This is a genomic window from Glutamicibacter sp. NPDC087583, from assembly GCF_044743685.1.
Taxonomy (GTDB): Bacteria; Actinomycetota; Actinomycetes; order Actinomycetales; family Micrococcaceae; genus Glutamicibacter.
Genome location: NZ_JBIUWY010000006.1, coordinates 182,117 through 194,110 on the forward strand (window position 1 = coordinate 182,117; position 11,994 = coordinate 194,110).

Annotated in this window: 13 protein-coding genes; 10 read left to right on the forward strand and 3 right to left on the reverse strand. The window is 61.2% G+C overall.

Annotated elements, in window-relative coordinates:
* The first annotated feature begins 84 nt into the window (after nt 1–84).
* The 4 genes from ACIOU9_RS15100 to ACIOU9_RS15115 all read left to right on the forward strand — a co-directional run bounded on the left by ACIOU9_RS15100 (nt 85) and on the right by ACIOU9_RS15115 (nt 3,006).
* The gene (locus ACIOU9_RS15100) at nt 85–1,242 is read left to right on the forward strand and encodes a trans-sulfuration enzyme family protein (protein ID WP_402697424.1); all 1,158 of its coding nucleotides are present in this window, start codon (nt 85–87) and stop codon (nt 1,240–1,242) included.
* 70 nt (nt 1,243–1,312) lie between these two features.
* A complete protein-coding gene (locus tag ACIOU9_RS15105; protein WP_105658787.1) occupies nt 1,313–1,630 on the forward strand; it encodes a DUF2516 family protein in 318 nt (105 codons plus the stop codon).
* Nucleotides 1,631–1,758: 128 nt separating this feature from the next.
* The gene (locus tag ACIOU9_RS15110; RefSeq protein WP_105658786.1) at nt 1,759–2,505 is read left to right on the forward strand and encodes a phosphoglyceromutase; all 747 of its coding nucleotides are present in this window, start codon (nt 1,759–1,761) and stop codon (nt 2,503–2,505) included.
* Between the two features lie 198 nt (nt 2,506–2,703).
* Complete coding sequence (locus ACIOU9_RS15115; protein WP_038993831.1) at nt 2,704–3,006, forward strand: DUF4193 domain-containing protein; 303 nt, start codon at nt 2,704–2,706, stop codon at nt 3,004–3,006.
* Between the two features lie 425 nt (nt 3,007–3,431).
* Here the strand turns inward: ACIOU9_RS15115 and phoU are convergent, their stop codons facing one another.
* Nucleotides 3,432–4,085, reverse strand: coding sequence for a phosphate signaling complex protein PhoU (gene phoU / locus ACIOU9_RS15120; RefSeq protein WP_133835063.1), 654 nt, complete (start codon nt 4,083–4,085; stop codon nt 3,432–3,434).
* 227 nt (nt 4,086–4,312) lie between these two features.
* On the opposite strand from phoU, the gene ACIOU9_RS15125 reads away from it, so the two are divergent.
* Together ACIOU9_RS15125 and ACIOU9_RS15130 are read left to right on the forward strand one after the other, a co-directional pair.
* Entirely contained in the window at nt 4,313–5,527 is a 1,215-nt protein-coding gene (locus ACIOU9_RS15125; protein WP_388024205.1) for a cell wall metabolism sensor histidine kinase WalK, read from the forward strand.
* Nucleotides 5,524–6,204 (forward strand): response regulator transcription factor, encoded by a 681-nt coding sequence (locus ACIOU9_RS15130; protein ID WP_105658784.1) that lies wholly within the window; start codon nt 5,524–5,526, stop codon nt 6,202–6,204. Before ACIOU9_RS15125 ends, ACIOU9_RS15130 begins: the two co-directional genes overlap by 4 nt.
* Before the next feature lie 83 nt (nt 6,205–6,287).
* On the opposite strand, the gene ACIOU9_RS15135 is transcribed toward ACIOU9_RS15130, so the two are convergent.
* Nucleotides 6,288–6,827 carry a hypothetical protein gene (locus tag ACIOU9_RS15135; protein ID WP_105658783.1) on the reverse strand — a complete coding sequence of 180 codons (540 nt, stop codon included), beginning with the start codon at nt 6,825–6,827 and terminating at the stop codon, nt 6,288–6,290.
* Between the two features lie 353 nt (nt 6,828–7,180).
* Between ACIOU9_RS15135 and ACIOU9_RS15140 the strand changes: the two genes are divergently transcribed.
* The 4 genes from ACIOU9_RS15140 (at nt 7,181) to rlmB (ending at nt 11,549) form a co-directional block, all read left to right on the forward strand.
* The gene (locus ACIOU9_RS15140) at nt 7,181–7,666 is read left to right on the forward strand and encodes a CarD family transcriptional regulator (protein ID WP_038993823.1); all 486 of its coding nucleotides are present in this window, start codon (nt 7,181–7,183) and stop codon (nt 7,664–7,666) included.
* Between the two features lie 119 nt (nt 7,667–7,785).
* Nucleotides 7,786–9,012, forward strand: a complete 1,227-nt coding sequence (gene ispD / locus ACIOU9_RS15145) for a 2-C-methyl-D-erythritol 4-phosphate cytidylyltransferase (RefSeq protein ID WP_402697426.1) — start codon at nt 7,786–7,788, stop codon at nt 9,010–9,012.
* 87 nt (nt 9,013–9,099) lie between these two features.
* On the forward strand, nt 9,100–10,551 hold the full coding sequence (gene cysS, locus ACIOU9_RS15150; RefSeq protein ID WP_332499016.1) for a cysteine--tRNA ligase: 1,452 nt from the start codon (nt 9,100–9,102) through the stop codon (nt 10,549–10,551).
* 50 nt (nt 10,552–10,601) lie between these two features.
* Nucleotides 10,602–11,549: a 23S rRNA (guanosine(2251)-2'-O)-methyltransferase RlmB gene (gene rlmB / locus ACIOU9_RS15155; protein ID WP_105658780.1), complete on the forward strand. Its 948-nt coding sequence runs from the start codon at nt 10,602–10,604 to the stop codon at nt 11,547–11,549.
* Between the two features lie 41 nt (nt 11,550–11,590).
* Here the strand turns inward: rlmB and ACIOU9_RS15160 are convergent.
* The coding region (locus ACIOU9_RS15160; protein ID WP_402697428.1) for a hypothetical protein at nt 11,591–11,994 on the reverse strand (404 nt) is incomplete at its 5' end.

An 11,994-nucleotide genomic window follows, 5' to 3' on the forward strand; every position in this document is an offset into this window, starting at 1 on the left:
TGCACCCAGTGTGGTGGATCAGTCAGATGAAATGTAGTGAAATCCACCGGCTGGCAGCGTCAAAGGAAGCGTAGAGTTTTTTCCATGAACCCCCGCACCGCAGAATCAGGCGCCAATCCGGCCTGGGATCCGAAAACTTTGCTCGTTGCCAGTGGGCGTCCGGCCCATGGGTACGATGCTCCAGTCAACCACCCGGTGACCTTCACCTCGACCTACCACTCCAAAGGCCAGGCGGTGCCGGGTGAACGCGTATATGCGCGCTTCTCCAATCCGACCTGGGATCCGTTTGAAGAAGTACTGGGCCAGCTCGAAGCGGCAACGCTGCCTGCCCTGGTGTTCTCCTCGGGCATGGCAGCTATTGCCGCCGCACTGAGCATCGTGCCAGAGGCCGGCGTGCTGGTGATGCCGCAGCATTCCTATAACGGTTCGCTGGCGTTGAGCGCAGAGCTGCAAGAGGCGGGACGGCTGCGCATTCGCCCGGTGGATATTGCCAACACCGAAGAAGTGCTCGCTGCCTTGGAGGGGGCCGATGTGCTCTGGGTGGAATCGCCAACCAATCCGATGCTGGAAGTTGCCGACCTGCCGACCCTGCTGGCTGCCGCCAAAGCGAAGAACGTCGTGAGCATCGTGGATAACACCTTTGCCACCCCACTGCTCCAGCAGCCGATGGTCCACGGTGCCGACCTTGTAGTGCACTCGGTGACCAAGTACCTGTCGGGCCACTCGGACGTGATCATGGGCGCGCTGGTCACCAGCGACGAGCAGCTCCACAGCCGCCTGCATGGGTACCGGACCTTGCATGGCGCGATCGCCGGCCCGATGGATACCTTCCTCGCATTACGCGGGGTGCGCACCATGGCCGTGCGCCTTCAGCGTTCGCAGTCAAACAGCCAGGTGCTGGCAGAACGCCTCGCGGCACATCCCAAGGTGCAGGCCGTACGCTACCCGGGACTGCCCAACGATCCGGGCCACGCACGCGCTGCGGAACTCATGGGCGGGTTCGGGTCGGTGATCGCCTTTGAAGCGGGAAGCACCGCCGAAGAAGCAGACCGGGTACTGGAAGCCTTCCAGCTCATCACCGGCGCTACCTCGCTTGGAGGCGTGGAGTCCCTGGCCGAGCGTCGGGCCCGCCACGCTTCGGAGCCGGCCAGCGTCCCGGCCAGCCTGATCCGACTGTCAGTAGGCATTGAAGAGGTGGAAGACCTCTGGGCCGATCTGCAGCAAGCGCTGGACCGGCTTTGATGCCCGCGGGCGCTGATTTCCGCGCGTGGCACAGCGCCCATCATTTGCGCCAAAAAGGTAGAGTACAAGCATGAACATGTTGCGCATGGCCCAAATAATCGAGTACTACATGATGATCGCTTTGAGCATTGTCATCGTTGCGCTCGCCGTCTGGGCTTTGGTTGATTGCCTGCGCCATGGCGCAGATCGTTTCGCCCAGGAAGGCAAGCGCACCAAGGGGTTCTGGCTTGGACTGACCGTCGCCAGCACCGCCGTGGCACTGCTTGGCATCTTCAGCCAGGGCGGAATCGGCTTCCTGCAGCTGATCGGCGCCTGCATCGCCTGCGTGTACCTCGCGGACGTCAAGCCTGCCGTCAGCGGCAAGGGCGGCGGCTGGTACAACTACTAGGCGTGCCAAGGCACCAAGTTTTCCCGAAGACCTGCATCCGCATCTTGGCGGACTGCAGGTCTTCGCACTTTAATCACGGGCCTTAACTTTCGCACGAGCCGGCTTGCGCATTGGTTAGGATGGATTACATGAGCCACACTTTGATTTTGCTTCGCCACGGACAGAGCGAATGGAACGAAAAGAACCTGTTCACCGGTTGGTACGACGTATCGCTGACCGAGAAGGGCCGTGCTGAAGCTGCCCGCGGCGGCCAGCTGCTGACCGAAGCTGGCTACAAGCCGGAGGTGCTTCACACCTCCTTGCTGACCCGCGCCATTGTTACCGCGAACCTGGCCCTGGAAGCCGCTGGCCGTTCGTGGATCCCGGTGAACCGCGACTGGCGCCTGAACGAGCGCCACTATGGTGCGCTGCAGGGCAAGGACAAGGCGCAGACCTTGGCCGAGTTCGGTGAAGAGCAGTTCATGGAATGGCGTCGCAGCTACGACACCCCGCCACCAGCACTGGATGATTCCTCGGAGTTCAGCCAGATCAACGACGAGCGCTATGCGGCGTTGGGCGACTCCGCCCCACGCACCGAGTGCCTCAAGGACGTGCTGGATCGCATGCTTCCCTACTGGGAGAACAACATCAAGGCTGACCTGTCGGCAGGCAAGACCGTCATGGTCACCGCCCACGGCAATTCGCTGCGTGCGCTGGTCAAGCATCTGGATGGCATCAGCGATGAAGACATTGCTGGCCTGAACATCCCAACCGGCATCCCGCTGGTCTATGAGCTGGATGACAACTTCCAGCCAATCACCAAGGGCGGAACCTACCTGGATCCAGCAGCCGCTGCGGACGCCATCAAGGCCGTTGCCAACCAAGGCCGCAAGTAGGACACGCTTTTCGGCGGCATCGGGGCTGCTGGCTACTCGCCAGTAGTTCGCGATGCCGCCGTCCGCTTGTTAACGCCGAGGTAACGCCAAGCATCCGGCTGTGAGCGAAACAACTGCGCACGATTGTATTTTTGGCATTAGTATGCTGTAATCTCCTATTTCGAATAGGCTCAATGGCTCACGTTAGGAATGCAATTCGTGGCAACTGATTACGATGAAGTCCGCCCAGACGTTGCTGAAGCACGTAAGGCTTCTCTGGATGCGGTGAAGTCCGCAAACGCACCGGACGCCAAGTCGGTGGTGCGCGAGCTCGACGAGACCGACCACACCGATGGCATGGATCTGCCAGGTGCGGATCTATCCAACGAGGAATTGACCGTTACGGTCATTCCGCAGAAAGACGACGAGTTCATTTGCGGCTCGTGCTTCTTGATTCGCCACCGTTCGCAGCTGGTGCGCGAAGAGGGCAATGTAGGCTTCTGCGTCGAGTGCGAAGGCTAGAAGCCCGCTAGACGCTGGCGCCACTTGCGCGCCAACAACCTGCGAGGGCAGTCCACCGATCGGTGGACTGCCCTCTGCTGGTTTAACGGGCTGGATTCCCCGGATGGGACCGGACTCCAACGGCGGTCCCTGGGGTGCCCAGCGCTGCGTCGTGCGTCCGTTGGCATCCTGCCGGGGCAATGGCTGGACGTGCGCTCACCGGGAGCGCGTGGAGCTGCATGGCCGGACGAGGCGCAGCACTGCCATGCCAACGGGGCCGTGGGCCACGGCACGGTACCCAGTTCGCGCCGCGATGCGAAGGCTTCCCGGACCCCGGACACCCAGTTTCAGTGCTGAATGAGCTGGAGAGCAAAAATGGCGCCTGCCATCCGGTGGTACCGGATGGCAGGCGCCAAGGCGCAGCCTTATATCTTAGGTCCGCGGACCTAGATCTCGGTGGGGTCCCATTCGCCGGTCACCAGATAGGTGACCTTGCGAGCTACGGACACACCATGATCGCCGAAGCGCTCAAGGTAGCGGCTGGTCAGCGATACGTCCACGGTGGTGGGTGCATTGGCATCCCAGTCGTCGGCCGCGACCAGGGTGAAGACGCTGGAGTGCAAGCGATCCAGCTGGTGATTCAGCTCGATAATTTCGGTAGCGATCTGCAGATCGCGGGTGTCGAGCAAACGCGCAACGGCCTTGGCGATGTCAATATCGATCTTTGCCATCTGGGCAAAGGTGTCGGAAATCCTGGCTGGGATTGCCGGGTTGGGGAAGCGCAGGCGGGCCAGCTGCGCCAAGTGGCGTGCCAAGTCGCCCATGCGCTCCAGCGAAGCACTCATGCGCAGCGAACCGACGATCATGCGCAGATCGCTGGCCACCGGTCCCTGCAAAGCCAAGGTATCGATAGCGCGCTCATCGAGCTGGTTCTGCAGGAAGTCGATCTTCGCGTCCGCTGCGATGACTTCCTGGGCCAGGTCGACGTCGACGTTGGCTAGCGAATCCCAAGCTCGATCCATTGCGGTTGCGACCTGGTTGGCCATCTCAATGAGTTCTTCGCCAATTTGCTGCAGGTCTGCTTGAAATACCTTACGCACAGCAGTTCCTTTCGAGTGTCGGTATCCATGCCGGATGGTGGACTGCCGTGGCAGCCAACCGCCCCGAAACAGTTTTGTGGCATGGTGGAGGGTCTTGCTCCAGCTTGTCAGCGGGTGATTAACGAATATGCCACGAAAGGTGAACGTTTGGTGAACAGCGCGCCGAAATCGACTAAATCACGTCATTTAGGGCCGGTGCCACCCAAAGGTGAAGCTAGTCTAAAGATGTGAACGAAGTGATCTCGACTCTTATAGCCGGCGTCCTCGGCCTGGCTCTGGGGATCGTTGGCGTCATCGCCTTCCGGCTTTCCCAGAACCGCTCCTCGAAGCTGCCACAGGTCGACGAACCCGTGCTCCCCGAGGGAGCCGCCGCCGTCCTGTCGGTCATTGGACGCGCCTTCGTGATCCTTGATGACGTCGACGGGGTGGTCCGGGCCAACCCCGCTTCCTATGCCTACGGACTGGTGCGAGGACACACGCTCGTCCACAACGAACTGCTCTCGCTGGTGCGGCAGGTTCGCGCCGACGGCGTGATTGCCGAAAGCCAGTACGAGCTGCAACGCTCCACGCTGGGTGCCGGGCAGCTGATTGTCCATGTGCGCGTGGCACCGCTGGGCGACGAGTACATTCTCCTGCTGGCCGACGACCGTACCGAAATCACCCGTACCGAAGCGATGCGCAACGACTTCGTGGCCAACGTTTCCCACGAGCTGAAGACTCCGGTCGGCGCGATCGGCCTGCTGGCCGAGGCCATTACCGAGGCTGCCGATGACCCCAAGGCGGTACGCCGCTTCTCCACCCGGATGGACAAGGAATCGCGGCGCCTGGCCGCCCTGGTCCAGGACATTATCGAGCTCTCCCGCCTGCAGGCATCCGATGCCATCGTGCAGGGCCAGGAAGTGAATATCGACAGCGTCGTGGCCGAGGCAGTTGACCGCAGCCACCTGATTGCCGAGGAAAAGGGTATCGCCATTACCGTAGGCGGACATCTCGAGGAGCCGATCCTGGGCGATGCGGACCTGCTGATGACTGCGATCCGCAACCTGATCGATAATGCCATCCGCTACTCCCCGGAGAACACCACGGTAGGCGTGGGCATCCGGCAGCGTGATGGCTATGCGCAGATCTCGGTCACCGACCAGGGACCCGGGATTTCGGCCGAAGAGCAGGAACGCGTTTTCGAGCGCTTCTACCGCGTGGACTCCGCACGTTCGAGGCAGACCGGGGGCACCGGCCTGGGGCTGAGCATCGTCAAGCACGTGCTGGCCAACCACGGCGGCGAAGTGTCGCTGTGGTCGCAGCCGGGCCACGGATCCACATTTACCCTAAGACTTCCCCTAGCGGACGAAGAACCGGCGACCAGCAATGTGCTTGCCGGCCAGACGATGAAGGAACGAACGATCGAGACGAATGCGTCCGATCGTGAAGGAGGACGCCGATGACCCGCATATTGATCGTTGAGGACGAGGAATCGCTCTCTGACCCGCTGTCCTACTTGCTGGAACGCGAAGGTTTCGAAGTCCGGATCGCCGACGACGGCCTGAAGGCCGTGACCGAGTTCGAACGCCATGGCGCAGACCTGGTGCTGCTGGATCTGATGCTCCCGGGCCAGCCCGGAACCGAAGTGATCCGCCAGATCCGCCTGAACAGCCAGGTCCCGGTCATCATGCTCACCGCAAAGGACTCGGAGATCGATAAGGTCGTCGGCCTGGAGCTCGGCGCCGACGACTACGTCACCAAGCCGTACTCCTCCCGCGAATTGCTGGCCCGCATCCGTGCTGTGCTGCGCCGCCAGGGCGAAGGCGAAGAACTGATCAGCAATGTGGTCACCGCCGGTCCGGTGCGAATGGACGTGGAACGCCACGTGGTCTCGGTCGACAACACCGAGGTATCCATGCCGCTGAAGGAATTCGAGCTGCTGGAAATGCTGTTGCGCAACGCCGGTCGAGTGCTCACCCGAGGCCAGCTGATTGACCGCGTCTGGGGCAGCGACTACGTGGGGGACACCAAGACTTTGGATGTGCACGTCAAGCGCCTGCGCTCCAAGATCGAGGTCGACCCGGCGGTGCCCGAACGCCTGGTGACCGTGCGCGGGCTGGGCTACAAGTTCGTGGTCTAAAGCCAAAGAGCCCGGATACGGCAAGAGCCTCGGGCAGAATCTTTCGATTCTGCCCGAGGCTCTTGTTTTGTCTTGCGCGAAGCTTAGTGGCCCGAAGTGGAGTGGGTCTCTTCTGGAATCAGGTGCTCGGTAACCGACTGGTCAGCACCGCCTGGTACGAAGTCGCGGTATTCAGCCAGGGTGCCATCGACAACTGGAACGCTGAATTCCACGTTCTCACCGGCAACGGTGAAGACCGAGTCGGCGTGTTCGCCAGCTGCAATGCCCATGTTCTTGATGATCTGCTGGTTCTTGTCTTCTTCAAGCTTGATGGTGCCGTCTGCAGGAACCTGGATGGAGACAGGTGCTGCGTTGTCAGCCTTGACCGACAGGGTCAGCGCGGAATCGCCGGCGTTGACTACGGAGCCGATCAGGCGGGCTTCAGTGTCGTCGCTGTTGGTGACGAACATCAGGTTGCGGACCTTTGCGTCTGCGACATCGACGTTGACGCCATCGCTGGCGGCGTAGTCGGTGTTGGTGGCCTGCTCGTTGATGGCGCCACAGCTGGTGACACCGAATGCCAGGGCAGCCACAGCGAGGGACGCGGCAATGCGACGTCCAGCGGTCATGCGTGCGGTGATCACGACACTAACTCCTCGGTGAGAAAAATGAGTTGCTTCGGTTCGTGGTCTGCTTAATCGAATGCACCTAGGGCAGGCGCAATCGAAAATTGGACCACGATTACCTCTAAGCCTAGCTGTTTTTCACGCAAAGACGCGATTTAGCGACGTGCAACACACGCATTTCGACAAGTTGTAGACAACCGATGCGGGGAAGGGGGTTGGTGCGCGGTCGACTGCCCTACCTTCTTCATAGCATGTTTCTCTTGCAAGTGGAAGAGGCATTTCCGCGTGAATTCGCGGTTATATGGGGCACAGTCGCAGGATCCGGAATAGCAAACATGGTAGACTAGGGCGTGGGAAAGGGGTTTATCCACATGGTTTTTGAGGTTGGCGAGACTGTTGTCTACCCGCACCACGGTGCCGCGATGATCGAAGAGATCAAGATGCGCAAGATCAAGGGCGAAGAGAAAATGTATCTCAAGCTCAAGGTGGCTCAGGGCGACCTGACCATCGAGGTTCCTGCTGAGAACGTTGATCTTGTTGGCGTACGTGACGTGGTAGGTCAGGAAGGCTTGGACCATGTGTTCGATGTCCTTCGTGCTGAATTTACCGAAGAGCCGACCAACTGGTCGCGCCGCTACAAGGCAAATGTCGAGAAGCTCGCTTCCGGCGATGTCATCAAGGTTGCAGAAGTAGTCCGCGACTTGTGGCGCCGAGAAAATGACCGTGGTCTGTCGGCAGGCGAAAAGCGCATGCTGGCAAAAGCTCGCCAGGTATTGATCAGTGAATTGGCCTTGGCCAAGGATCTGGACGAGGCCAAGGCAGAAGGCCTCTTGGACGAGGTTCTGGCTTCGGCCTAGCCCCGTTCCGGTAACGCATCGCCGTGAAACGCTCCCAAGCGTTTCACGGCTTTTGGCGTTAAAGCGGCCAAGGCCGAACCGCGCGGCACGATAAGCTGGGCGCTGTGAAGCAAAGCGAAGTGCATAACTCAAGCCTGATCCTCGTGGCTGCTGGAATGGGAACCCGCCTCGGCGCTGGCCTTCCCAAGGCGATGGTCCAGGTGGCCGGAAAATCCCTGGCTGAACATGCCGTGGACCGGGCGCTGGGAATTCCGCAGATCACCGAAATCATCGTGGTTACCCCGCCGCAGGACGAACGCCTGGCCGCGGCCATGGCGCAGTACGGGGACAAGGTGCGCACCGTGCCCGGTGGCGCCAGCCGCGCCGCGTCGGTCCGTGCCGGCTTGGCTGTAGCCAGTTCCGCCGCCACCAACATTCTGGTCCATGACGCCGCCCGTGCTTTTGCCCCGGCGAAGCTGCATGAACAAGTGCTTGGCGCTCTGGCCGACGAGCAGTGCAACGCCGTCATCCCGGCGCTGAACGTCACCGACACCATCTGCGTGGTGGAGCTCGATGCCGCCGGCGAGCACGAAATCATCAAGGAAACCCCGGCACGTTCCATCCTGCGCGCGGTGCAAACCCCGCAGGGCTTTGACGCGCAGCTGTTGCGCGATGCCCACGCCCAACTGGATGGCTGCACCGAGGCAGAACTGGAGAAGGTTACCGACGACGCGTCGATCGTGCGGGCTTTCGGAGCCGAAGTCCGTGTGGTGCCGGGATCGCAGCAAGCCATGAAGGTCACCTATCCCGGAGATCTCGACGCGGCAGGCAAGCTCGCGGCGAACCAGCCCGCGGCCACCCCAAGCGCAAAGGAAGAAACCATGATCCTGCCACGAGTCGGCAACGGCATCGATGTTCACGCGGTCAGCGAAGACCCGACTCGCGAAATGTGGCTGGCAGGACTGCACTTCCCGGAAGACACCGGGCTTTCGGGCCACTCCGATGGCGACGCGGTAGCGCACGCGGCCTGCGATGCGCTGTTCTCCGCGGCGGGCATTGGCGATCTGGGCACGCACTTCGGGGTGGACCGACCGGAATTCGCCGGGGCCAGCGGTGTGAGCCTGATTGCAGAAGCCGCCCGCCTGGTGCGGGAGGCGGGATTCGAAATCGGCAATGTCGCGGTGCAGTTCGTTGGCCGCCGCCCGCGCTTTGCCGCGCGCCGCGAAGAAGCCAGCAAAGTGCTGAGCGAGGCTATCGGCGCCCCAGTCAGCGTCATTGCGACCACCAGCGACGGGCTGGGCTACGAGGGGGAAGGCAAGGGCGTGACAGCCTATGCCACCGCACTGGTCTACCCGGTATCGGGCTAGGCCCCTTGGCGCAACCGCGGGGCTTCGATCATCGAGAGTGTCACAAGTGAAGTACAAAGGGTGCATCCATCGGATAACCTTAAAGGCGTGAGCCTGCGATTCTATGACACCAAAACAGCATCCGTACGCGACTTCCAGCCATTGGCGGAAGGCGAAGTCAAGCTGTACTACTGTGGCGCCACCGTGCAGGGCATGCCGCACGTGGGCCACGTCCGCAGCGCCATTGTCTTCGACCTGTTGGTGCGCTGGCTCGAATACCGCGGCTTTGCCGTCACCACCGTCCGCAACGTGACCGACATCGATGACAAGATCCTGGAGAAGTCGGCGAAATCCTTCGCCGAGGACTTCGAGGCGGATGCCCATTACAAGCCGCGCGAAGAATGGTTCGCCCTGGCGTACCGTTTCGAGCAGGAATTCGCACGGGCCTACGAGGCTCTGGGTGTCCAACGCCCGACTTACGAGCCCCGCGCGACCGGCCACATCACCGAAATGCATGAGCTGATTGCACAGCTGATCGAACGCGGCCATGCCTACCCGGCGGCCGACAGCTCCGGAGATGTCTATTTCGACGTGCGCTCCTATGAGCAGTACGGCGCACTGACCCGCCAGAAGATCGACGATATGCAGGACGCACCGGATTCGGATCCGCGCGGCAAGAAGGATCCACGCGACTTCGCGCTGTGGAAGGGCTACAAGGGCACCGATCCGCTGACGGCTTCCTGGCCAAGCCCCTGGGGACGCGGCCGCCCAGGCTGGCACCTGGAATGCTCGGCGATGGCTGGCAAGTACCTGGGCAGCGAATTCGACATCCATGGCGGCGGACTGGATCTGCGCTTCCCGCACCACGAGAACGAAATGGCCCAGTCCAACGCGGCTGGCCACGGCTTTGCAAACTTCTGGATGCACAACGGCATGGTCACCTATGAGGGTGAGAAGATGTCCAAGTCCATTGGGAACACCATTTCCCCGGAAGAAATGCTCGCGCTGGCCGACGCCCGCGTGGTGCGCTACTTCCTGGGCCAGGCGCAGTACCGTTCGATGCTCGACTACCGCCCGGACTCGCTGACCGAAGCGGGGGCAGCGGTCGAACGCATCGACACCTTCATCTCCAATGCGCGCTACCGCCTGGGTGCCGTCGCCGAGTCGATCGTGGCCACCGGGGTTCCGGAAGCTTTCGGCACCGCGATGGATGATGACCTGAACGTTCCAATGGCGCTGGCCGCGCTGCATGAAACCGTGCGGCTGGGCAATGCATCCTTGGATAGCCGTGACGACGCTGCCACTGCCAAGGCCTTGGGCCAGGTCTTGGCCATGACCCAGGTATTGGGCCTGGATGATGCCGGCAGCAATGAAAGCTCGAAATCTTCTGCAGAGCACGCAGCCCTGGATCAGCTGATCCAGGCCCAGTTGGCTGAACGCGCCGAAGCACGCGCTGCCAAGGACTGGGCACGCTCCGACGCCATCCGCGATGCGCTGGCATCCGCTGGCATTACCGTGGCGGACTCGGCCGATGGCGCTCGCTGGACTCTGGACAACTAGTCGCGAACACGCGCGGCACCAACGAACTCAAAACTAAAGGACATGAACCAATGAACAAAAAGGGCCCAACCAAGGGTAGTGGTGGCAAGGGACGTCGTTCCCTCGAGGGCAAGGGCCCGACCCCCAAAGCGGAGGACCGCCCGTACCACAAGGCTTACCGTGCCAAGCAGCTCTCTGAGCGCTCGGCCGCCAAGCGCAGCACCGGCCGCCGAACCGACCGCATCAAGGTCAACGCCGAATTCGTCACCGGCCGCAACTCCGTCGTTGAGGCGCTGCGCGCCGGCATCCCTGCCAAGGCGCTGCACGTTGCCATCCGCATCGACGTCGATGACCGCGTCCGCGAATCCCTGAAGCTGGCTGCCGAGCTGGGCATCCCGCTGATGGAAGCATCCAAGCCCGAGCTCGACCGCATGACCGATGACGCGATCCACCAGGGCATGGCCCTGCAGATCCCGCCATACGAATACAAGGATGCAGTCCAGCTGGCTACCAAGGCCATCAAGGACTTCGACAAGGGATACACCCGGACCCAGCCGCTGTTCCTGGCACTGGATGGCATCACCGACCCGCGTAACCTGGGTGCGATTGTCCGTTCGGCTTCGGCCTTCGGCGCAGACGGCGTGATCATTCCAGAGCGACGCAGCGTCGGCATGACCGCTTCGGCATGGAAGACCAGCGCGGGTGCAGCTGTACGCGTACCAGTAGCCAAGTGCAGCAACCTGACCAGCGCACTGAAAGAAATCAAGGCTGCTGGCATTTTCGTGATCGGCCTCGACGCCGGTGGCGACATGGAGCTTCCGAACTTCGAATTGGCTACCGGCCCGCTGTGCATCGTGGTTGGTTCCGAAGGCAAGGGCCTGTCCCGGCTGGTCCGCGAAAACTGCGACGCCATCGTTTCGATTCCAATCGACTCGGCAATGGAATCGCTGAATGCTTCGATGGCTGTCGGCATCTCGCTCTACGAGGTATCGCGTTTGCGCGCTGGACAGTCCAAGTAGTCTCCAAGCACCGTGAAGGGGCCATGACTTGCCAAGGCAAGTTATGGCCCCTTTTCATTAGGGTGACCTGCTTCATAACAACAATTTTCCGTTGTTTTTAGGCGATATTCACCTTGGACCGCAGGGAATCCGCATGATTCCGGGGATTCTGCGCAGAAAAGCATGGAAACTGGCCGATTTTGCGTCGTGGCTGAACCCGTGTAGAGTTTTATCTCGCGCCGCTGATCCGGACAGCCTAAAAGGGCGAAACGGAAACGGCGGGGTGAACAAGACTGAAATGTCGAGTTGACAACGGTCAACTTGGTGGTAAACTTGTAAAGTTGCTCCGGAGCGAAGCAGTCATCGAAGGTTTGGTGGTTGTGGTGTCGAGAGTGTTTGTTGTTTGAGAACTCAATAGTGTGCCAAGTTTGTTGATACCGAATATTTTTATTTGGTGAATACATAA